Source organism: Streptomyces sp. Tek67B01 (assembly GCF_055231995.1).
The window spans coordinates 2,844,836-2,864,851 of the sequence record NZ_JBUYUY010000001.1; the positions used below are offsets into that span (position 1 = coordinate 2,844,836).

General features: G+C 72.7%; 18 protein-coding genes. 6 read left to right on the forward strand and 12 right to left on the reverse strand.

The annotated features are described in order from the left end of the window. Positions 1-52: 52 nt before the first annotated feature. Positions 53-1,210, reverse strand: a complete 1,158-nt coding sequence (locus tag ACV7NM_RS12590) for a cystathionine gamma-synthase (protein WP_463410387.1) — start codon at positions 1,208-1,210, stop codon at positions 53-55. Between the two features lie 117 nt (positions 1,211-1,327). On the opposite strand from ACV7NM_RS12590, the gene ACV7NM_RS12595 reads away from it, so the two are divergent. The 4 genes from ACV7NM_RS12595 to msrA all read left to right on the forward strand — a co-directional run bounded on the left by ACV7NM_RS12595 (position 1,328) and on the right by msrA (position 6,125). Next, positions 1,328-2,434: a hypothetical protein gene (locus tag ACV7NM_RS12595; RefSeq protein WP_463410388.1), complete on the forward strand. Its 1,107-nt coding sequence runs from the start codon at positions 1,328-1,330 to the stop codon at positions 2,432-2,434. Between the two features lie 260 nt (positions 2,435-2,694). Next, the gene (locus ACV7NM_RS12600) at positions 2,695-4,293 is read left to right on the forward strand and encodes a M48 family metallopeptidase (protein ID WP_463410389.1); all 1,599 of its coding nucleotides are present in this window, start codon (positions 2,695-2,697) and stop codon (positions 4,291-4,293) included. Then, complete coding sequence (locus ACV7NM_RS12605; protein WP_463410390.1) at positions 4,293-5,375, forward strand: hypothetical protein; 1,083 nt, start codon at positions 4,293-4,295, stop codon at positions 5,373-5,375. Before ACV7NM_RS12600 ends, ACV7NM_RS12605 begins: the two co-directional genes overlap by 1 nt. A 78-nt stretch (positions 5,376-5,453) precedes the next feature. Then, entirely contained in the window at positions 5,454-6,125 is a 672-nt protein-coding gene (gene msrA, locus ACV7NM_RS12610; RefSeq protein WP_463410391.1) for a peptide-methionine (S)-S-oxide reductase MsrA, read from the forward strand. Between the two features lie 125 nt (positions 6,126-6,250). Here msrA and ACV7NM_RS12615 read toward each other — a convergent pair whose 3' ends face one another. Then, complete coding sequence (locus ACV7NM_RS12615) at positions 6,251-7,315, reverse strand: NAD(P)-dependent alcohol dehydrogenase (RefSeq protein WP_463410392.1); 1,065 nt, start codon at positions 7,313-7,315, stop codon at positions 6,251-6,253. A 150-nt stretch (positions 7,316-7,465) separates the two neighbouring features. Here ACV7NM_RS12615 and ACV7NM_RS12620 point away from each other — a divergent pair, with 150 nt between their 5' ends. Continuing rightward, on the forward strand, positions 7,466-8,362 hold the full coding sequence (locus ACV7NM_RS12620) for a helix-turn-helix domain-containing protein (RefSeq protein ID WP_463410393.1): 897 nt from the start codon (positions 7,466-7,468) through the stop codon (positions 8,360-8,362). A 7-nt stretch (positions 8,363-8,369) separates the two neighbouring features. Here the strand turns inward: ACV7NM_RS12620 and ACV7NM_RS12625 are convergent, their stop codons facing one another. The 5 genes from ACV7NM_RS12625 to ACV7NM_RS12645 form a co-directional block, all read right to left on the reverse strand. Next, positions 8,370-9,323: a GNAT family N-acetyltransferase gene (locus tag ACV7NM_RS12625; RefSeq protein WP_463410394.1), complete on the reverse strand. Its 954-nt coding sequence runs from the start codon at positions 9,321-9,323 to the stop codon at positions 8,370-8,372. 63 nt (positions 9,324-9,386) lie between these two features. Next, positions 9,387-10,064, reverse strand: a complete 678-nt coding sequence (locus ACV7NM_RS12630; RefSeq protein WP_463410395.1) for an ABC transporter ATP-binding protein — start codon at positions 10,062-10,064, stop codon at positions 9,387-9,389. Between the two features lie 55 nt (positions 10,065-10,119). Then, positions 10,120-11,595 (reverse strand): ABC transporter permease, encoded by a 1,476-nt coding sequence (locus ACV7NM_RS12635; protein ID WP_463410396.1) that lies wholly within the window; start codon positions 11,593-11,595, stop codon positions 10,120-10,122. A 127-nt stretch (positions 11,596-11,722) separates the two neighbouring features. Next, positions 11,723-12,994, reverse strand: a complete 1,272-nt coding sequence (locus ACV7NM_RS12640) for a L,D-transpeptidase (RefSeq protein ID WP_463410397.1) — start codon at positions 12,992-12,994, stop codon at positions 11,723-11,725. Positions 12,995-13,140: 146 nt separating this feature from the next. Further along, on the reverse strand, positions 13,141-13,485 hold the full coding sequence (locus tag ACV7NM_RS12645) for a hypothetical protein (protein WP_463410398.1): 345 nt from the start codon (positions 13,483-13,485) through the stop codon (positions 13,141-13,143). 108 nt (positions 13,486-13,593) lie between these two features. Here ACV7NM_RS12645 and ACV7NM_RS12650 point away from each other — a divergent pair, with 108 nt between their 5' ends. Further along, complete coding sequence (locus ACV7NM_RS12650; protein ID WP_463410399.1) at positions 13,594-13,935, forward strand: hypothetical protein; 342 nt, start codon at positions 13,594-13,596, stop codon at positions 13,933-13,935. A gap of 81 nt (positions 13,936-14,016) precedes the next feature. Here the strand turns inward: ACV7NM_RS12650 and hutH are convergent, their stop codons facing one another. From hutH to ACV7NM_RS12675, 5 genes are all read right to left on the reverse strand, one after another. After that, a complete protein-coding gene (gene hutH, locus ACV7NM_RS12655; RefSeq protein ID WP_463413919.1) occupies positions 14,017-15,558 on the reverse strand; it encodes a histidine ammonia-lyase in 1,542 nt (513 codons plus the stop codon). A 74-nt stretch (positions 15,559-15,632) separates the two neighbouring features. Next, positions 15,633-16,745 (reverse strand): GGDEF domain-containing protein, encoded by a 1,113-nt coding sequence (locus tag ACV7NM_RS12660; protein WP_463410400.1) that lies wholly within the window; start codon positions 16,743-16,745, stop codon positions 15,633-15,635. An 84-nt stretch (positions 16,746-16,829) separates the two neighbouring features. After that, positions 16,830-17,627 carry an enoyl-CoA hydratase/isomerase family protein gene (locus ACV7NM_RS12665; RefSeq protein WP_463413920.1) on the reverse strand — a complete coding sequence of 266 codons (798 nt, stop codon included), beginning with the start codon at positions 17,625-17,627 and terminating at the stop codon, positions 16,830-16,832. 74 nt (positions 17,628-17,701) lie between these two features. Continuing rightward, positions 17,702-18,877: an adenylate/guanylate cyclase domain-containing protein gene (locus tag ACV7NM_RS12670; protein WP_463410401.1), complete on the reverse strand. Its 1,176-nt coding sequence runs from the start codon at positions 18,875-18,877 to the stop codon at positions 17,702-17,704. Positions 18,878-19,042: 165 nt separating this feature from the next. Next, positions 19,043-19,918 (reverse strand): biotin--[acetyl-CoA-carboxylase] ligase, encoded by an 876-nt coding sequence (locus ACV7NM_RS12675; protein WP_463410402.1) that lies wholly within the window; start codon positions 19,916-19,918, stop codon positions 19,043-19,045. Positions 19,919-20,016: the final 98 nt, after the last annotated feature.

The window sequence follows — 20,016 nt, forward strand, 5'->3', positions numbered from 1 at the left end:
GCAACGGCTTGGCGTTCCCGGCCGTGGCCGCGCGTTCGCGCCGTGACGGGACCTAGCCGAGGGCCTGCTTCAGGTCCGCGATGAGGTCGTCGGCGTTCTCGATGCCGACCGAGAGGCGGATCAGGTCCGCGGGGACCTCCAGCGCCGACCCGGCGACGGAGGCGTGCGTCATCCGGCCCGGGTGCTCGATGAGGGACTCGACGCCGCCCAGGGACTCGCCCAGGGTGAAGAGCTTCGCGCGGTCGCAGACGGCGACCGCCGCCTCCTCGCCGCCCTCGACCTGGAAGGAGATCATGCCGCCGAAGTTGCGCATCTGCTTGGCGGCGATCTCGTGACCGGGGTGCTCGGCCAGGCCCGGGTAGAGCACCTTGGTGACCTTCGGGTGGCGCTGGAGGACCTCGACGATCTTGGCGGCGTTCTCGGCGTGCCGGTCCATGCGGACGGCGAGGGTCTTGATGCCGCGCAGCACGATCCAGGAGTCGAAGGGGCCGGCGACGGCGCCCATCGCGTTCTGGTGGTACGCCAGTTCCTCGCCCAGCGCCGCGTCGGCGGTGACGAGGGCGCCGCCGACGACGTCGGAGTGACCGCCCATGTACTTCGTCAGCGAGTGCACGACCACATCGGCGCCCAGGGCCAGCGGCTGCTGGAGGTAGGGCGAGGCGAAGGTGTTGTCGACGACCAGTTTGGCCCCGGCGGTGCGCGCGATGTCGGCCACCATGGCGATGTCGGTGATCCCGAGCAGCGGGTTCGAGGGGGTCTCGACCCAGATGACCTTGGTCTTCGGGGTCAGCGCCGCCCGGACGGCGTCCGCGTCGGAGGTGTCGGCCACCGACCACTCGACGCCCCAGCGGGAGACGACCTTCGCGAAGAGGCGGAAGGTGCCGCCGTAGGCGTCGTTCGGGATGACCACGTGGTCGCCCGGGGCCAGCAGCGTACGCAGCAGGCAGTCCTCGGCGGCGAGCCCGGACGCGAAGGCGAGGCCGCGCGAGCCGCCCTCCAGCGCCGCGAGGTTCTCCTCCAGGGCGGTACGGGTCGGGTTGGCGCTGCGGCTGTACTCGTAGCCGCCGCGCAGGCCGCCGACGCCGTCCTGCTTGTACGTGGACACCTGGTAGATCGGGGGCACGACCGCGCCGGTCAGCGGGTCCGCCGTGTTGCCCGCGTGGATCGCGCGGGTCTCGAAGCTCTGGTGCTCGTGGCTGTCGTCGCTCATGGGCAGATGCTAAGCCCCACACGCCCCACGGGGCCTCCCCGGCCCGGGAGGGCCGCGAACCTCGACGGGCCTCGCGGGCATTCGCGTTCGCCCGGGTGCGTCTGGTTCGCTGGGCCCATGGAGATTCTGTGGTTCCTGATCGCGGTGGGGCTGATCGTCGCCGCCCTCGGTCCGTACATCCGGCGCAGGCGCGGCGGTCTGCGACTGGTCGCGCCCGGCAGCCCCGACGCCGCCGACCCGGCGAACTACGGATTCGACCGGCAGGAACACCTCGACGTCCGCGTGCCCGGTCCCGACCCGGACCTGATGGACGCCCTGGAGAACGTGCGCCGCACGGGCGGCTGGCAGGCCGCCTCGCAACTGCTGGCCGGCACCCCGGCGGCCGGGGAGCTGCGCCTGCAGCGCGTGCAGGCCTTCGGCGGCGCGGCGGCGCTGGAGCTCGCGGAGCAGCCGGGCCGGGGCGCGCAGTGGCTCAAGGCGTGGCGGCTGGACGCGCCGAAGGACGCCGGCGGCGCCCAGGTGCACGCGGAACTGCTGGTCCAGCAGGCGTGGCGGCAGTCGGGCGGGGTGGGCTCCACCGACCACCGGATCATCCTGGAGGAGGCCCGGGAGGCGTGCGGCCGGGCGGCGCTGTTGGCGCCGGGAGACCCGGTCCCGTACATCACGGAGCTGGCGGTCGGCCGCGGGCTGGGATACTCCGAGGCGGAGTACGACGTGCTGTGGGCGAAGATCATCGACGTTGCGCCCGCGCACATGGGCGCGCATCTGGCCGCGCTGAACTACTGGTGCGAGAAGTGGCACGGCTCGCGGGAGAAGGCCGACGCGTTCGCGCACGCGGCGGCGGCCCGCGCCCCGCAGGGCTCGCTGTTGGCGGCGCTGCCGCTGTTCGCGGTGTACGAGCACCTGCCGGAGGTGGTGCTCGTCTCGACGTTCTGGCGCAGCGCGGTGGTGACCCGGGCGGTGGAGGGGGCGCTGTACGCGGTGGCGTCGGCCCGGCCGGACGACCCGATGCTCGCGCACGTACGGCACATGCTGCTGTGGTTCCTCGTGGGGATGGAACGCTGGGCCGAGGCGATGGAGCAGGTGCGGCACGTGGACGGCTACGTGGGCGCCCTGCCCTGGTCGACCGCCGCGGACCCGGCCGGGGCGTACGCGATCCACCGGGCCCTGGCGGTCGCCGGTTACGAGGCCAACGGCGGCTCCCCGGCCACCCTCCCCCACTGAGCTCCCACCCCACCGAGAGCGCCGACCCCACCGAGAGCGCCCGCTTCGGGCCTCGCGTCCGGGCCCGGACGGCCCGGGCGTCCTAAACGGTTGCGCTGAGTGACGTCCGGGCCGCATGATGCCCGTCGTGATCCCCCCGCGAACCGGTGGGGGCGGGCGCGCCGATCCGGCGCGCGGCACATACGTACTCGCACACGCATCACAGCCGCGCGCCATCGACCGGTCCGCGCCGCTCTCATCCCGTGGGGGGATCTGTCCATATGGGCGCTTCACTGCGCGCGCTGCGCGCCCTCGTCCTGCTCGCAGGCTTCTACCTGCTCGGCCTCGCCCTGCTCGCCGTCCTCGCCGGCATCGACATCGGCGTCATCGCCTCCGGCCTGCACGGACTGGCCGCCGGCAAGCTCCTGCTCCTGTCCCTCGTCCTCGCCGTCCCGATCGTGCGCGGCATGTTCATGCTCCGCACCCCCAAGGGCGACCCGATCCCCGGCGTCGGCGTCACCGAGGGGCAGGAACCGGTCCTGTGGCAGACGGTGCGGGAGATCGCCGAGCAGGTCGGCACCCGCGCCCCGGACGAGATCGTGCTGATCGCCGAGGTCAACGCCGGCGTCAGCGAGGACGCCAAGCTGCTCGGACTGCGGCCCGGCACCCGGCGCCTCTACATCGGTCTACCCCTGATGACGGGTCTGGACGAGATGCAGTTGCGCGCCGTCCTCGCCCACGAGATGGGCCACTACGCCAACCTCGACACCCGCCTCACCCCGCTGATCGCGCGCGGGCGCACCCAGTTGCTGCGCACCGTCGGCCACTTCCACGACCGGGCCGACGCCAAGGTCGCCAAGGAGCGGGCCCGGCAGGAGAAGAAGGCCGAGCAGCGGATCGCGGCCGGCAAGAAGGCCAAGGAGATCGACACCACCGGCGACGGCGCCATGTACCGCGCGATGGCGGCGGTCTACACCGGGTACGGGAAGTTCTACCAGCGCGCCACCCTCTCCGGCGCCCGGCGCCAAGAGCTCGCCGCCGACCTCGCCGCGGTGCGCGTCGCCGGCCGCGACTCCACCGCCTCCGCGCTGCGCGAGCTCAACGCGATCGGCCCGGCGCAGGACTTCTACATGGACTCCTACGCCACCCTCGGCGTCGGCGCCCGGCTCCTGCCGCCTCCCGGCCAGGTCTTCGGCGGTCTGCGCCGTCTGCTCGACGCCCGCGCCGAGGAGCTGGAGGGTCTGCGCCGCGAGCTGCCGCAGGAGCCGACGTCCCCGTACGACTCCCACCCCGCGCTCGCCGAACGCGTGGCCCGTATCGAGGCCCTGCCGGACGACGGTCGCGGCGCGCAGCCGGCCCGCCCGGCGCTGGAGCTGCTCGCCGACGCCCAGACCACGCTGACCGCCGTGGAGCACGCGGTCCTCACCCCCGAGGCCCTCGCCATGAAGCGGATCGACTGGGAGGACCTGGTCCACGACAGCATGGCCCACTACATCGGCCAGGGCGCCCAGGACATCCGCGCGGCCGTGGCCGCCGAGGGCGGCGGGCCGGACCTGCGGTCGCTGCTGGACGCCATCGACGCCGATCCGGCGGTGCGCTGGCGCATCGCCGACCTCCTCCCGAAGTCGGAGCAGGCGGCGTCCGCGACGGGCCGCGCGGCCCGCGAGTTCGCCCGGCCCGTCCTGCGGCGCGCCCTGAACCAGCTGGTGACGGTCGAACTGACGGCGCGTGACGAGGCCCGGTGGCAGCTGTCCTGGTCCGACTCGGCCACCCTGCGCTACCCGGCCGGCGACTTCGAGGAGCGGCTGGAGCCCGCCTTGGACGCGGTCGTCGCGGACCTGCCCGACACCGAACCCCTGCGGAAGCTGGTGCACCTCTGATGCTCGGCCTGATCGTTTTCGCCGTCATGCTGCTCGGCGGCGCCTTCAAGCTGCTGCGCGCGCGCAAGGCGGGCGCCGGCGCCGGCAAGCGGCGCCGCGCCGTGGACCCGAACGCGGCGCTCGCGCTCGGCTTCCTCCCCGCCGACCGGTTGGACACCGATCACGGCGCCCGGCCGGCGCCGGGTGACATCGCCGCGCTGGACGCCGTACGGGCGGGCGACTGGAAGGCCGGCGCGGCCTGGTTGGACGCCGCGGGGCAGGACTGGGACGAGCGTTTCCGGCGGGTCCGGGACCTCGCCGACCTGGCGGCGGAGGACGACGCCTGGTTGCTGGCCTGGCGGGCGCAGCGGCCCGGGGACCCGGCTGCGGCCGCGGTGCAGGCGGACACCTCGGTGCTGGTGGCGTGGAAGGTGCGCGGATCGCTGAGCGCCAAGCACACCACGCAGGAGCAGTTCCGCCTCTTCCACCGGCTGATCGCCTCCTCACAGGAGGTGATCGCCGAGGCCCAGCGGTTGGCGGACCCGGCGGACCCGGTGCCGTACATGCTGGAGCAGCCCGTCGCGATGGCGCTGGGATACCCGCACGAGCGGTACGAACAGTTGTGGGCGGAGATCGTCAAGCGGGACCCCAAGGTCCTTTCGGCCCACACCGGCGCCTTGCAGTACTGGTGTCGCAAGTGGCGCGGTTCGAACGAGGAGGCCGAGGCCTTCGCGAAGGCCTCCGCGGCGTCCGGCGCCCCAGGCGACCTGCTGTCCTTGCTGCCGCTGTACGCGTACCTGGAGTACGAGATGTCCGAGGAGGACCTCGCCCCGGAGGTCTTCTACCAGCGGCCGGACGTCGTCGCGGCGACCGACGCCGCGCTCGCGGACGTGGCCGCGGCGGACCCGGCGGACCGGCGGGTGACCCGGGTACGGCACGTGCTCGCGTGGAACCTGCACTGGCAGGGCCGCTACGCGGAGGCCGTCGCGCAGTTCCGTGCCGTCGACGGGTACATCGGGGCGACGCCGTGGACGTACGCGGCGGACAGCAGGTCGCGATACGTGCGGGCCCGGGACTTCTGCGTGCGGGAGGCGTCGGCCTGACGGCACGGGGGCCGGCGGCGGGGTCGGGAATCCGGGCTCGTCCCCGGTCGTTGAGGGGGTACCACTAGGAGGGAATCCATGTTCTCGTACCGCCGTACGCCCGAGCTCCCCACCCGCGAGGAGGCCCTCAAGGGCCGCTCCCGGCCCCTCTTCGACGTGCCGTCCGCGCACACGGTGCTCGGCAATCCGCTCGCCGGCCCCTACCCCGCGCACCTCGCCGTGGCCGACTTCGGGCTGGGCTGTTTCTGGGGCGCGGAGCGCAAGTTCTGGCAGACGCCGGGGGTGTGGACGACCCTGGCCGGATACCAGGGCGGTCACACGGAGAACCCGACCTACGAGGAGGTGTGCTCGGGCCTGACCGGCCACACCGAGGTCGTCCGGGTGGTCTTCGACCCCTCCCAGGTCTCCTATGCCGCGCTCCTGAAGCTGTTCTGGGAGTCCCACGACCCCACCCAGGGCTTCCGCCAGGGCAATGACGTCGGCACCCAGTACCGCTCGGCGATCTACACCCACTCCCCCGCCCACCAGGCGGAGGCCGAGGCCTCCCGCGCCGCCTACCAGCGCGTCCTGACCGCCTCGGGCCACGGCGAGATCACCACGGCCGTCCTCCCGGCCTCGGACCGCCCGTTCTGGCCCGCGGAGGCTCACCACCAGCAGTACCTGGACAAGAACCCGGGCGGCTACTGCGGTATCGGCGGCACGGGCGTCTCCTGCCCGATCGGGGTCGCCGCCGCTCCCGGGAGCGAGTGAGCCGCGCCGCGCTCCGGGACCCGCGTCCGGCGGGGCTTTGACCGGGGCCGACCGGGCCGGGCGGTGTACCGGCCCTGGTCCGCGCCGGTCCGCCCCGGGGGGTGGGCGGACCGGCGCGGGGCCGGTCAGATGGTGGAGGTGTCGATGACGAAGCGGTAGCGGACGTCGCTCGCCTGGACCCGCTCGTACGCCTCGTTGATGCCGTCGGCGTCGATGACCTCGATCTCCGCGCCCAGACCGTGCTCGGCGCAGAAGTCGAGCATCTCCTGCGTCTCGGCGATGCCACCGATCATGGAGCCGGCGATGGTCTTGCGGCCGCCGATGACCGAGAACAGGTTCAACGAGACCGGTTCCTCCGGGGCGCCCACGTTCACCAGGGCGCCGTCGACCTTGAGCAGGCCGAGGTACGCGTCGAGGGGGAGCGGGGCGGAGACGGTGGAGACGATCAGGTCGAAGGTGCCGGCGAGCTCCTCGAAGGTCCTCTCGTCGTTCGTCGCGTGGTAGTGGTCGGCGCCCAGCCGCAGCCCGTCCTCCTTCTTGCGCAGCGACTGGGACAGGACGGTGACCTCCGCGCCGAGCGCGTGCGCGATCTTCACTCCCATGTGCCCGAGCCCGCCGAGGCCCACGATCGCGACCTTCTTGCCGGGACCGGCCTGCCAGTGCCGCAGCGGCGAGTAGAGGGTGATGCCCGCGCACAGCAGCGGGGCGGCGACGTCGAGGGCGAGACCGTCGGGGATGCGGACGGTGTAGTTCTCGTCGACGACGATGTGGGTGGAGTAGCCGCCGTACGTGGGCTGCCCCTCCTTGTCGAGCGAGTTGTACGTGCCGGTCATGCCCCGGGCGCAGAACTGCTCCTGGCCGCGCAGGCAGTACTCGCAGGCGCGGCAGGAGTCGACGAAGCAGCCGACGCCGACGTGGTCCCCGACCGCGAACTTCGTGACGCCCGCGCCGACCTCGGTGACCACGCCGGCGATCTCGTGGCCCGGCACCATCGGGTAGATGCCCTCGCCCCAGCCGTCGGTCACCTGGTGGATGTCGGAGTGGCAGATGCCGGCGTACTTGATGTCGATGAGCACGTCGTGATCGCCGACCGGGCGGCGCGCGACGGTGGTGCGCTCCAGCGGAGCCTTGGGTGCGGGGGCGGCGTACGCGGCGACCTGGGTGAGCGGGGTGTGCTGAGTGGCGGACATGCGCTGCTTCTCCTGGGGGTTCCTTGGTGCGGTGCCCACCACCCTGCCCGCGGCGGCGGCTCCCACCCAGCCCCCTGCGGAGCATAGGACCGCCGGTCCTACCACTGGCGGGGTCAGGCTGCCGGTGGGCGGACCGGTGATACTGGCGGTATGGACCAGCTTGATCAGCGCGCCGAACTGGGCGAGTTCCTCCGCTCCCGCCGGGCCCGCCTGCGTCCCGAGGACGTGGGCCTGCCGCACTACGGACGACAGCGCAGGGTGCCCGGTCTGCGCCGGGAGGAGCTGGCGCAGTTGGCGGGCGTGTCGGTGGCCTACTACACGCGGCTGGAGCAGGGTCACGGGCAGAACGTGTCGGCCGACGTCCTGGACGCGATCGCGCGGGCGCTGCGCCTGGACGGCACCGAGTCGGCCCACCTGACCCACCTGGCGAGCCCGCGGCCGCGCAGGCGCCGTCCTTCACGGCGACCCGAGCAGGTCCGCCCGGAGCTGCGCGTGCTGCTGGACGCGATGGAGGGCGTGCCGGCGTACCTGGTGGGCCGGCGTCAGGACGTACTGGCCTGGAACCGGATGGCGACGGCGGTCTTCGGCGACTTCGGCGCGCTGCCGGCGCAGGAGCGCAACCTGGTCCGGATGGTGTTCTTGGACCCGGCGACGGCGGAGCTGTACGCGGAGTGGGAGTGCCGGGCCTGCCAGGTGGTGAGCTATCTGCGCCTGTACGCGGGCCGGCACCCGGAGGACGAGCAGCTCTCCGCGCTGGTGGGCGAGTTGTCGGTGAAGAGCGAGGAGTTCCGGCGGCTGTGGGCCGCGCACACGCTGGCGGACGACAAGACGCACGGGGTGAAGCGGCTGAGCCATCCCCTGGTGGGCGAGTTGAGCCTGGCCTTCGAGACGCTGGCCCTGCCGGACGACTCCGAGCAGTCCCTGATCACCTTCCATGCCGCCCCCGGCTCCCCGTCGGCGGACGCGCTGCGCATGCTGTCGTCCTGGTCGGCGGCCGGGCCCGCCCCGGCCCACCCCGTGGCGACGGCCGAACCCACCGACCGGTGACGGCGTCTCAGAGCTTCAGCCGGAACACGCCCTGCGCCTGCTCGCGCCGGTAGCCGAGGGCCGCGTTGACCCGCCGCATCGGGGCGTTCTCGTCGGCCACGGTCGTCTCGACCTCGCGCAGCGCGGGATATCGCGACCGCGCCGCGGCGAGCATCGCCCGCTTGACGGTGCGGCCGAGTCCGCGACCTCGGTGGGCCGGGACGACGACCGTGTCGTACTGGAGGGCGCGCCGCCCCGCCGGGTCCGGGAGGACGAGGACGGTGTACGCCGCGACCTCCCCCGCGGGGGTGAGGGCGGCGACCGTGGTCAGTTCCCCGCCCCGGTCCACGACCAGTTGCTGTTCCGCGCGCACGCGCCGCGCCGTCCAGGCCTGGAACCGCGCGTCGGTGTCGCCGCTCGGCGCGTCCCGCATGGCCCCGTAGGCGACGGCCAACGCGTCCGCCCACCGCGGCGGTACGGGCCCGTGCCAATGCCGCAGGGCGTACCCGGGCGGGGCGGGGACCTCGGGCGCCGTCGGGCGGGTGACGTCCTGGACGTACCGGGCCATCGGCAGGGCGTTCTCGAAGCCGAACGCCTGCGCGAACGCCTGCCCCTGGCCGCCCAGGTCGACGAGGGTGCCGATCGAGGTGCGGCCCTGCGCGAGGAGTTCCGTACGGACCCGCTCCCACAGCTCCGTGCCCGCGCCGCGCCGGCGCGCGTGCGGGCTCACGGCGAGTACGTCCAGGTACGCGGTGTGCGCGTTGCCCGGGTCCGTGAACAGGACCAGGGAGGCGACGCCGACGCCGTCGTCCCGTGCCCAGAACACGGCCCGCCGCGGGAGCGGCGGCACCCTCAGCCGCCCGGCGACCTCCACCCGGGAGGGCGCGGGCCGCCGGTCGGCGCCCGCCGCGGCGGTCAGGACGGCCAGCCAGGCGTCGACTTCGGCGTCGGACGGGGGCACGGCCAAGGCGTGAACGGTCATGCCTCCCGACCCTGGTCAGGCCCCGTCCCGTGGCCGCCTTCAGGGGTTTTCCGTTGGCCCCGCTCAGGGGTTTTCCGTCACCGTCACGCGTCCCTTGCGGATCGTCGCGACGCGCGGGGCGCGCTTGGCGAGCGCGCTGTCGTGGGTGACCATCACGAAGGTCAGACCGTGTTCCTTCCACAGCCCTTCGAGCAGGTCCATGACCTCGTCGCGCATCGACTCGTCCAGGTTGCCGGTCGGCTCGTCGGCCAGCAGCACCTTGGGTCGCTTGACCAGCGCCCGCGCGATCGCGACGCGCTGCTGTTGGCCGCCGGACATCTCGCCGGGCAGGTGGCCCGTGCGTTCGGCGAGGCCGACCGACTCCAGCGCCTCGGCCGCCCGCGTGCGCCGCTCGCGCGTCTTGAGGCCGAGGGGGACCAGGGCCGTCTCGACGTTCTCCTGCGCCGTCAACGTCGGGATGAGGTTGAAGGACTGGAAGACGAAGCCGATGGTCTCGGCCCGGACCCGGGTGAGGCGGGCCTCGGAGACGGTCGCCAGGTCCAGGCCGTCGAGGACGATCCGGCCCTCGGTCGGCCGGTCGAGGGCGCCGAGCATCTGGAGCAGGGTGGACTTGCCGCCGCCGGTGGGGCCCTGGATGACGAGCCGACCGCCGTCCTCGATGGTGAGGTCGACGTCGGCGAGCGCGTCGACGGACTGCTTGCCGCGCCGGTAGCGCTTGGTGACTCCGCTGAGTTGGTACATCTCGTTGCCTCGCTTGATCGGAAGGTGGGGAGGGGCTGCCTGCGGATCGCGCGGACTATTCGACGCGGCGCAGCGCGTCCGCCGGCCGCAGCCGCGACGCCCGCCAGCCGCCGAAGCCGCCCGCGATCAGGCCGCCCGCCACGGCGAGGGCGACGGCCAGGCCGATGACGGACAGGGACACCGGCGCGGTGAGGGCCACGTCGAGGGCCTTGCCGGCGCTCTGACGCGCGGCGCGCATCCCGCCGCCCCCTCCCCCGGACCGCATTCCCGCGCGCCCGGCGGCGCCCGCCAGCTTGGCCGTGAGGGTGGGGCTGGCGGCGGTGATCGCGTAGGCGGCGCCCAAGCCGACGACGATGCCGAGGACCCCGCCGATCAGACCGTTGACCAGGGCCTCTCCGGCGACCTGGAGGGTGACGCGGCTGCTCTTCCAGCCGAGTGCCTTGAGCGTGCCGAACTCGCGGACGCGCCGAGAGACGGCGGAGGAGGTGAGCAGCCCGGCCACGAGGAAGGCGGCGGCCAGCACGATGTACGAGAGCCACGTACCGACCGTGTCGGCCAGCGAGGCGGCGGTGGAGAGCGACCCGGAGACGGTGTCGGCCAGGTCGGCGGAGGTGGTGACCGTGGTGTCGGGGACGTTCTTCTGGATGGCCTGCTTGACTGAGCCGATGTCCTGGGAGTCCTTGGCCTGGACGTAGACCGTGGTGATCTTGTCGGGGGTCTCGGCGAGGGTCTGGGCCTGGTGGAGGGGGACGTACAGGTTGGCGGTGGCCTCCCCGCTGTCGGCGGTGGCGATGCCGACGACCTTGAACGCGACGGTCTTGACCGTGAGGTCGGAGCCGACGGACAGGTTGTTCTTCTTGGCGTACGCGCTGTCGACGACGGCGACGGCCGCGTCCTTGTCGCCCACCGCGAAGGCCCGGCCCGAGGTGATCTTGGAGGTGGTCAGCGGGCCCAGCTTCGGCTGGGTGACGTCCGCGCCGTAGACGGAGTAGGAGTGGACGGAGAAGTCGGCGCCGCCGCCCTCGACCGCGCCGCCGCCGGCGCCCTGCTTGCCGCCCGTACCGCCCGCCGCCCCGCCGCCGCTTTGGCCCCGGCGGAACTCGCCGCGCTTGAACTGCCCGTTGACCTTGGTCACCTGGAGGCTGAGGCCGCCGACCGCCTGGGCGACGCCGTCCTGTCCGGCGACCTTGCCCACCGTGGTGGAGTCGAGGGTCTGGAAGCCCTGGGGCATCACCAGGTCACGGCTCTGGTCGGTGTCGGCGCCCGTGTCCCCCTCGCCCTTGGCGTCGAACCTGAAGCGCGGGCGGCCGGAGTCGGCCCCTTCCCCCTGCGGCGGCTGGGCCTTGGTGACGGTCATGTCGGTGCCCAGCCCGTAGAGGGACTGCAGGACCTTGCCCTGGGCCTGGGTCATGCCCGCGGACACGGAGTTGACGACGATGACGAGAGCGATGCCGAGGGCGAGGCCGGACGCGACGACCAGCGCCGCCTTGCGGCGTCGGCGCAACTCGCGCCGCAGGTAGGTGAAGAACATGGCGCCGAACGTAGGCGCCGCCCCTGATCGCGGGGTAAGCCGAAGGTAAGAGTCGGATGAGAACGACGAACGGCGGGGAACCCCTGGGGGTTCCCCGCCGTTCGCACGCGTCAGAGCGTCCGGGGCGTCAGGAGGCCGCGCCAGCCTTCCACTCCGCCCAGCTCATGTTCCAGCCGTTGAGGCCGTTGTCGGGCTTGATGGTCTTGTCAGGGGAGTTGACGACGGTGACGACGTCGCCGATGAGCGAGTTGTCGAAGAACCAAGCGCCCGCTGTGTTCGGGTCGTTCGCACCCTGGGTGTCGTTCAGACCGACACAGCCGTGGCTGGTGTTGACGTTGCCGAAGATCGAGTCGGAGCCCCAGTAGTTGCCGTGGATGAAGGTGCCCGAGGTGGACAGCCTCATCGCGTGCGGGACGTCCTTGATGTCGTACTCGCCCTTGCCCTCGCCGTTCTTGAAGCCGACGGTGGCGCCGTCCATCCGGGTCTCCTTGAACTTCTCGGAGATCACCATCTGGCCGTTGTACGTCGGGTTCGAGGGGGAGCCCGCCGAGATCGGGATGGTCTTGATGACCTGTCCGTCCCGGGTGACCGTCATCTTCTTGGTCTTCGCGTCGACCGTGGAGACCTGGCTCCGGCCGATCTTGAAGGTGACGGTCTTGTTCTGGACGCCCTTGACGCCCGGGGCGCCCTGGACGCCGTCCAGCGCGAGCTTCAGCGTGACGGTGGAGTTCGCCTGCCAGTACTGCTCCGGGCGGAAGTCCAGCCGCTGCGCGTCGAACCAGTGGCCGACGACTTCCTGGCCGCTGCTGGAGGACACGTTGATGGCGGCCTGGACGGCCTTCTGGTCCTTGATCGGCTTGTTGAAGGTGATCGAGACCGGCATGCCCACGCCGACGGTCTCGCCCTCGTCCGGCACGAACGAGCCGATGAAGCTGTTCTCCGGGGAGACGGTGGTGAAGGAGGCGTTCTCGTGCGCCTCGTGACCCGCCTCGTCCTTGGCGCTCGCCGACAGGGCGTACTTGGTCGAACGCTTGAGGGCGGCGTCCGGCTTCCAGCTCTTGCCGTCGGCGGCCATCTTGCCCGGCACGTCCGCACCGTCGGAGCTCTTGAGCTCGACCTTGGTGAGGGTGCCGTCGCTGACGCTCACGTTCGTGGCGTCGTTGAGGCCGATGTTGGTGGCGCCGTCCTTGGGCGTGATGGCTATTCGGGCCTTCGAGGCGTCCTTGGCCGCCGCCGCGTCGACATCGGCCTGGGACTTGCCCGAGGCCTGTCCGCTGCCCTTGGGCTGGTCACCTCCGCCGTCGCACGCCGAAAGCACCAGTACGCCACCGAGGACGGCGGATATGGCCACCAGGGACCTCTTCCGCCGCTTGCTGTCCGTCCTCACACGCCACTCCATCGTTGCCGGAACCCCCGAGCTCCTCCCCAGCTGCCGCTGGAAAGTACCCACCGGGCAGGAGGTCATGCCCCCTGCCCACGGTTGTGACAACGCGTGAATGACCCGTTTCGGTTCCACATTCCGTTGGGATGTGGGCAATCCCACGGTCAGGCGTTGTCCGTCACCTCTTCGTCGAAGTCACCATCTTCCTCGTCCATGTCCCATTCCATGGACTCGGGGTCGTATTCGACGGGCTCACTGCTCCACGAGGCCTGGGCCAGTTCCACGCCGGGGATGTCCGCGACCAGGTCAGTGGGGTCGACCAGGTAGGCCAGGGCCTCCGACTCGTCCTCGCCCACCGCCGCCTCGGCATGACCGCGCTCCTCGTCCGGCATGAACTCGTCGGCCTTGATGTGCGCGAGGGCGGCCCCGGTGAGCGCTGTGGTTTCGGTCACCTCCAGGACCAAATCCACCCGAAGCCGTACGTACCGTGAGGTGTCAGAAGAGTTCATACGACGGAGAGTAAGCCCCGAGGCCGCCTCGACTTTCCCACGACCCGCCCCTTTCACTAGCATCGGCGCACACGGCCAATTCGCTGCTGCCACAAGGGGGATCGCACCGTGTCCGCACGTCGATCGCTGCTCACCGCTCTCGGAGCGACCACCCTCCTCGCCGCCCTCTGGTTCGTGCCCTCGGCGAACGCCACCGCACCGGACCAGGCACCGATCCGCTCCGGCCTGTCCGACCAGCGGAGCCTGCCCGCCCAGGAGAACCGGGCCACCCTCACCGACACCGCCACGGTCGTGGACGCCTCGGCGCCCCGCGAGGCCGCCGCCGTGTCCCTCTCGCTCGCCGACACCGGCAGCGTCGACACCAGCCCCTACCTGATGGGCGGCGCGCTCTGCCTGGGCGTGGGAGCGGGCTTCGTCGCCTTCTCCGTACGGCGCTCACGCGCGCAGTAGACCGCCGGCCGCGCCCCGCCACGCGAAAGGGCCGCGCCCGGGACTTCCCCGGGCGCGGCCCCTCTCGTGTTCACGTCGTGCTCAGGCGAGCGGCCCGGTGACCGCCTCCACTGCGGCGACGAGCGCGCCGGAACGCACGAACGCGTCGGCGGCGGCCAGGTCGGGGGCGAGGAAACGATCCGGCCCGGGACCTTCGACGCCCGCCTCGCGCACCGCCGCGATGGCGGCCCGGCTCGCCGGGGACGGGGTGAGCCCGTGGCGCAGCTCGATGGCGCGGGTGGCCGCGTACAGCTCGATCGCGACGATCCGGGTCAGGTTGTCGATCGCGGTACGGAGCTTGCGCGCGGCCGACCAACCCATGGAGACGTGGTCCTCCTGCATGGCGGAGGAGGGGATCGAGTCGGCGGACGCGGGTACCGCGAGCCGCTTCATCTCGCTGACCAGCGCGGCCTGCGTGTACTGGGCGATCATCAGACCGGAGTCCACGCCGGCGTCGTCCGCCAGGAACGGCGGCAGGCCGTGCGAGCGGTTCTTGTCCAGCAGCCGGTCGGTGCGGCGCTCGGCGATGGAACCCAGGTCGGCGGCGGCGATGGCCAGGAAGTCCAACACGTACGCGACCGGGGCCCCGTGGAAGTTGCCGTTGGACTCGACCCGGCCGTCGGGGAGCACCACCGGGTTGTCGACGGCCGAGGCCAGCTCGCGCGAGGCGACCAGGGCGGCGTGCGCCATGGTGTCCCGGCCCGCGCCGGCGACCTGGGGGGCGCACCGCACCGAGTAGGCGTCCTGGACGCGCGGGGCCGTCTCCTCCTGGTAGTGGCGGACGAGGCCGGAGCCGTCCAGGACCGCGGCCATGTTGGCGGCGGAGGCGCCCTGGCCGGGGTGGGGGCGAATGGCGTGCAGCTCGGGCGCGAGGACCTTCTCGGTGCCGAGCAGCGCTTCCAGGGTCAGCGCGGCCGTGATGTCGGCGGAGGTGTAGAGCTTGCCGAGGTCGGCGAGGGCCATGATCAGCATGCCGAGCATGCCGTCGGTGCCGTTGAGGAGGGCCAGGCCCTCCTTCTCGCGCAGCTCGACGGGCTCGATGCCGGCTTCGGCTAGCAGTTCGCCGGCGGGGCGCACGGCCCCGTCCGGGCCCTCGGCGTCGCCTTCGCCCATCAGGGCGAGGGCGCAGTGCGAGAGCGGGGCGAGGTCTCCGGAGCAGCCGAGGGAGCCGTACTCGTGCACCACCGGCGTGATGCCGGCGTTCAGCACGTCGGCCATCGTCTGCGCGACGGAGGGCCGGACGCCGGTGAACCCGGACGCCACGGTCTTGAGCCGCAGGAACATCAGGGCGCGCACGACCTCGCGCTCGACGCGCGGGCCCATGCCGGCGGCGTGCGAGCGGACGATGTTGCGCTGGAGCTGGGCGCGCAGCTCGGGGCTGATGTGCCGGGAGGCGAGGGCGCCGAACCCGGTGGACACCCCGTAGACCGGCTCGGGCTTGGCGGCGAGCGCGTCGACGATCTCGCGGGCGCGGGCCAGGGCGTCCAGCGCCTCGCCGGACAGCTCGACCCGCGCGTTGCCGCGGGCGACGGCGATGACGTCCTCGGCGGTGGTCCCGGACGTTCCCACCACGACAGTGTGCATATCCATATTCAGCAGCCTACGGACTGAATCTCTTCATGTCACTAGCGACTTGGTGGAGCAGTCGTTACAGGCTGCTACGCCCTGCCGCGGAACCGGCGCCGCTCCCCCCGTCCCGCCTGCGCCGCGTCGGCGAGCCGCACCACGGCGCTGTCCCGTCCGGCCACCACGGGGGCCCGGGAGCGGGCCGCCTTGGCCTTGTACTGCGCCGCGTCGGCGAGCCGGAACAGCCTCCGGGAGGACTTCACCAGCCCGATCGGGTCCCCGGTGGAGGCGACCCCGCACGCCACGCCCTCGCCCAACTCCAACTCGGCCGCGCGCAGGCAGACCTCCTCGGTCACCCGCACCACCTCGTCCGCCGTCGGCCCCACGCTGACCAGGCAGAACTCGTCTCCGCCGAGTCTGGCCACGAGGGCGCCGGGCAGTATGGCCCCGCACAGGCTCAGCACGGACCCGAACCGCTCCAGCAGCCGGTCCCCCATCGCGTGCCCGAGGGTGTCGTTGACCCGCTTGAGCCCGTTCAGGTCGCACACCACGAGGCTGACCACCGCCCCGCTGCGCCGGTGCTCCTCCAGAGCCTCGTCGAGCCGCATGTCGACGGCCCGCCGGTTGGCCAGCCCGGTCAGCGGGTCGGTGAAGGCCAGGCGCCGGGCCTCTTCGAGGCGCTCGTTCTGCGCGAGCCCGGCGGCCACGACTGCGGCCAGGACGGTCGCGAACTCCGCGTCGTCCTCGTCGAAGTCGGGCAGCCCCTCGTCCCGGGCGACGTACAGCTCCCCCCAGGCCCGGCCGCTGAGCACGATCGGCGCGACCACACAGCTGCCGCGCCCGCGCCGGCGCAGCGCCTCGCCGCGCCGGCCCGGACGGCCCCCACCCGCGTCCTCGACCCAGGCGTGGGGTCCGCCGCCGCCCACCCAGCGCTCGTGCAGGAACTCGGTGATCTCCGGGAACTCGTGGACCGGGTAGGACTCGTCCTCGGGGAACTCCTCCTCCCCCGCCCGCCGCTCGCCCTCGTTCACGAGGACGCGCAGCCGACCGCGCTCGCGCTCCCAGGCGGAGATGGCGGCGAACGACCCGTCCATGGCCAGCCGGGCCCCGCGCGCGGCCGCCCGCACGCTGTCCCGAGGCGCGCACGCCGCCGCCATGGCCTGCGCGAGGCCCACGACGGCCCGAAGCCGCCCGTCAACTCCCATCACAACAGGTTAGGGAGTTTTACCCGATTTGGTGACAATCGCCGCGCTTTTCGACGCCCATCAAGATCACGAGCGCCGATCGGGCTAGACCCCGGGCCACCGCGGCTCGCGCTTCTCGTTGAACGCCGCCACGCCCTCGGCGCGGTCCCCGGAGAACGCCACCGTACGCCACGCCGCGTCCTCGATCTCCAGCCCGGCCGCCAGGTCCATCCCGTGCCCCAGCCGCAGCGCCCGCTTCGCCGCGCGCAGGCCGACCGGCGAGTTCGCGGCCATCCGGGCCGCCAGCGCCAGCGCCCGCTCACGGTCGGTCCCCGCCGCGACCACCGAGTCCACCAGGCCCAGCTCCAGCGCCTCCGGCGCCTCCACCCGGCGCGCGGTGAAGATCAGCTCCGCCGCGCGGGCCGCGCCGACCCGCCGGGGCAGCAGCTGTGTACCGCCGCCGCCCGGGATCACCCCGACCGACACCTCCGGCAGGCCGACCACCGCCGTCTCGTCGGCCACGATCACGTCGCAGGCCAGGGCCAGCTCGAAACCGCCGCCGAGCGCGAACCCGTGCACGGCCGCGATCGTCGGCATCGGCAGCTCCAGCACGCCCCCGTAGGCGCCCCGCGTCGTCGGCCGCTGCCGCACCAGCTCGGCGTCCGACATCGCGTTGCGTTCCTTGAGGTCGGCGCCCACGCAGAACGCCCGCTCCACGGCGGAGGAGAGCACGACCACCCGGACCGAGGCATCCGCCGCCAGCCGGGCGCACGCGTCCCCGAGGGCCCGGGCCATGCCCGTCGACACCGCGTTCATCGCCTTGGGCCGGTCCATGACCAGCTCGACGACCCCGTCCTCGTGCCGGCGCACCGCCAGGAACTCCGACTCCGCGGTCCGCGGCACCACGTCCTCCGGCGCCCCGCCCTCCGGCACCACGTTCTTCGACGTCACAGGACAGCCCTCCCGGTTAACGAACGTTACCCGGGGATCTTAGGTGTCCTGCGCGTCAGCGACCAGGGCTCCACGACCCCGAGCCCGCGCACCGGCCGCTGCCACATCGGCTGGAGCGCGAACCGGTAGGCACCGCCGCCCTCCTCCGACTCCGACTCCTTCTCCGAGACCGGCGCGGCGCCCGTCCGGCCGAGCTCCTCGGCCATCGCCCCGTCCACCAGCACCGCGTCCTTGGGGGCTATGGAGGTCAGCCGGCTCGCCAGGTTCACCGTGGTCCCGAAGACATCACCCATCCGGGTCGTGACCGTCCCGAACGCGATCCCGACCCGTAGCTCGGGCATCTGCGGGTCCGCCTCCATCGTCTCGATCAGCCGCAGCGCGATCTCCGCCGCCGTCGCCGCGTCGTCCGCCGCGTAGAGCACCTCGTCGCCCAGCGTCTTGATCAGGCGTCCGCCGTACGCGGCGATCAGGTCCGCCGCCGTCGTCTCGAAGGCCTCGACCAGCTCGCCGAGCTCCTCCTCCTCCAGCCGCCGGGTCAATCGGGTGAAGCCCACCAGGTCCGCGAAGCCCACCGCCAGCCGTCGGTCGACCATCTCCTCGTCGTCCGCCACCTGCACCACGCGCCCGGTCGCGGCGGCCAGCTGGCGCCGCCACACGTAGACGAGGAACTCCTCCAGCTCCGGCAGCAGCAGCTCGACCAGCGGATACGTGACCTCGGTACGGGTCATGCCCGGCTCCGGCGGCTCCGTGAGCCCCTCCAGGAAGGAGTCGATCTGCCACTCCGCCAGCCGGGCGGTCGTCTGCCCGGTGGACCGCGCGACCTGCACCGCCATCGGCTCGCTCAGCAGGCCCGCCTCCACCAGACCGGCGAGCCGGCGCAGCGCCAGTACGTCCGCCTCCGTCAGGGCCTTGGCCTGGCCGATGTCCGCGAAGCCCATCGCCCGCCAGAAACGGGAGGCGAGCTCCATCGAGACCCCGGCGCTACGGGCGGCCTGGAAGGGGGTGTACCGGCGCTCGGCGCCCAGGATCAGCTGCTCCAGACGGATGGCCAGCGGGTCGGCGGTCGGCTGGACGGTGTGGTCCACCTCGTGGTGCGGAGTGTGCTGGTCCCGCCCGATCGGGGTGCTGCCCGAACCGGCCTGGGTCGCGCCGGAGCCGGAGCCGGACCCGGACGCGCCGGACGTAGGGTCGTCGACGGTCAAGGGCCGCCTCCTGTCCATTCCGTACGCAATTCCGACTTCCGAACCGGTTGATCACCACAAGGACCGGGATCTCCGCCGGTACCGCTGCGGGGTGCCAGCAAAACCATACGGCAGGTGTGCCGTAGCTCACTCCCCGGTGCGCCGTCGGACCGGGCCGTCCGGCCGCTACCGGACGGACCGCAGGTGGACCACGTCCCCGGCCCCCACGGCCGCCCGCTCGTCGTCGGCGGTCCGGATCACGAGCCGCCCGTCCGCGTCGACCGCTTCCGCCGTCCCGGTGATGGTGCGGCCCCCGGGCAGCTCCGCCCGGACGTGCCGGCCCAGCGTCGCGCAGCCCGCCGCGTACGTCTCCTGCAACCCGCTGGCGGCCGGGTCGCCACCGGCCGCGCGCCAGGCCTCGTACCACTGCTCCAGGGAGCGCAGTACGGCCTTCAGCAGCGGTTCGCGGTCGGTGACGGTGGCCTTGGCCAGGGAGAGGGAACCCGCGGTGTCGACCGGCAGCTCGTCCTCGGTGAGGGTGACGTTCAGCCCGATCCCCACGACGACCCCCTCACCCACCCGCTCCGAGAGGATGCCGCCCGCCTTGCGCTCCTCGCCGTCGACGGTGACCAGCAGGTCGTTGGGCCACTTGAGGGCGGTGTCCACACCCGCGGCCCGGGACAGCCCGGTCGCGGTGGCCACCCCGGCGAGCAGCGTCAGCCACCCCCACCGCTCCTGGGGCACCCCCGGCCCGGGCTTGAGCAGCACCGAGAAGAACAGCCCGGACCGCGCGGGCGCGACCCAGCTCCGGTCCAGCCGCCCCCGCCCGGCGCTCTGCTCCTCCGCGACGAGCACCGCGCCCTCGGGCAGCTCCCCGGCGCGGGCGGCGAGATCGGTGTTCGTGGAGCCGGTGGACGCGACCACTTCCAGCGAACTCCACAACCCCTCCCCGACGAGGTGGCGCCGCAAGGCGGCGACATTGAGGGGCGGCCGGTCCAGGCTGGACCAACGGCCCGCAGAAGCTCCCGACGGAGTTGCTCCTGATGCATCTGATGGCGTCATGCAACCCACAGTAGGTGTGTCAAACGCCGCACTGCCGAGCGCCATGCCCGCCGATACGCTACGCACGAGTAGCCAGCAGCAGTCCACCATTTGACCAG

What these genes read in the sequence shown, in the direction of transcription:
- hutH (WP_463413919.1), bottom strand. Translation starts at nt 15,558, where the DNA reads ATGCACACTGTCGTGGTGGGAACGTCCGGGACCACCGCCGAGGACGTC.
- ACV7NM_RS12630 (WP_463410395.1), bottom strand. Translation starts at nt 10,064, where the DNA reads ATGTACCAACTCAGCGGAGTCACCAAGCGCTACCGGCGCGGCAAGCAG.
- ACV7NM_RS12600 (WP_463410389.1), top strand. Translation starts at nt 2,695, where the DNA reads ATGGGCGCTTCACTGCGCGCGCTGCGCGCCCTCGTCCTGCTCGCAGGC.
- ACV7NM_RS12595 (WP_463410388.1), top strand. Translation starts at nt 1,328, where the DNA reads ATGGAGATTCTGTGGTTCCTGATCGCGGTGGGGCTGATCGTCGCCGCC.
- ACV7NM_RS12645 (WP_463410398.1), bottom strand. Translation starts at nt 13,485, where the DNA reads ATGAACTCTTCTGACACCTCACGGTACGTACGGCTTCGGGTGGATTTG.
- ACV7NM_RS12635 (WP_463410396.1), bottom strand. Translation starts at nt 11,595, where the DNA reads ATGTTCTTCACCTACCTGCGGCGCGAGTTGCGCCGACGCCGCAAGGCG.
- ACV7NM_RS12620 (WP_463410393.1), top strand. Translation starts at nt 7,466, where the DNA reads ATGGACCAGCTTGATCAGCGCGCCGAACTGGGCGAGTTCCTCCGCTCC.
- ACV7NM_RS12590 (WP_463410387.1), bottom strand. Translation starts at nt 1,210, where the DNA reads ATGAGCGACGACAGCCACGAGCACCAGAGCTTCGAGACCCGCGCGATC.
- ACV7NM_RS12625 (WP_463410394.1), bottom strand. Translation starts at nt 9,323, where the DNA reads ATGACCGTTCACGCCTTGGCCGTGCCCCCGTCCGACGCCGAAGTCGAC.
- ACV7NM_RS12615 (WP_463410392.1), bottom strand. Translation starts at nt 7,315, where the DNA reads ATGTCCGCCACTCAGCACACCCCGCTCACCCAGGTCGCCGCGTACGCC.
- msrA (WP_463410391.1), top strand. Translation starts at nt 5,454, where the DNA reads ATGTTCTCGTACCGCCGTACGCCCGAGCTCCCCACCCGCGAGGAGGCC.
- ACV7NM_RS12640 (WP_463410397.1), bottom strand. Translation starts at nt 12,994, where the DNA reads ATGGAGTGGCGTGTGAGGACGGACAGCAAGCGGCGGAAGAGGTCCCTG.
- ACV7NM_RS12605 (WP_463410390.1), top strand. Translation starts at nt 4,293, where the DNA reads ATGCTCGGCCTGATCGTTTTCGCCGTCATGCTGCTCGGCGGCGCCTTC.
- ACV7NM_RS12675 (WP_463410402.1), bottom strand. Translation starts at nt 19,918, where the DNA reads ATGACGCCATCAGATGCATCAGGAGCAACTCCGTCGGGAGCTTCTGCG.
- ACV7NM_RS12660 (WP_463410400.1), bottom strand. Translation starts at nt 16,745, where the DNA reads ATGGGAGTTGACGGGCGGCTTCGGGCCGTCGTGGGCCTCGCGCAGGCC.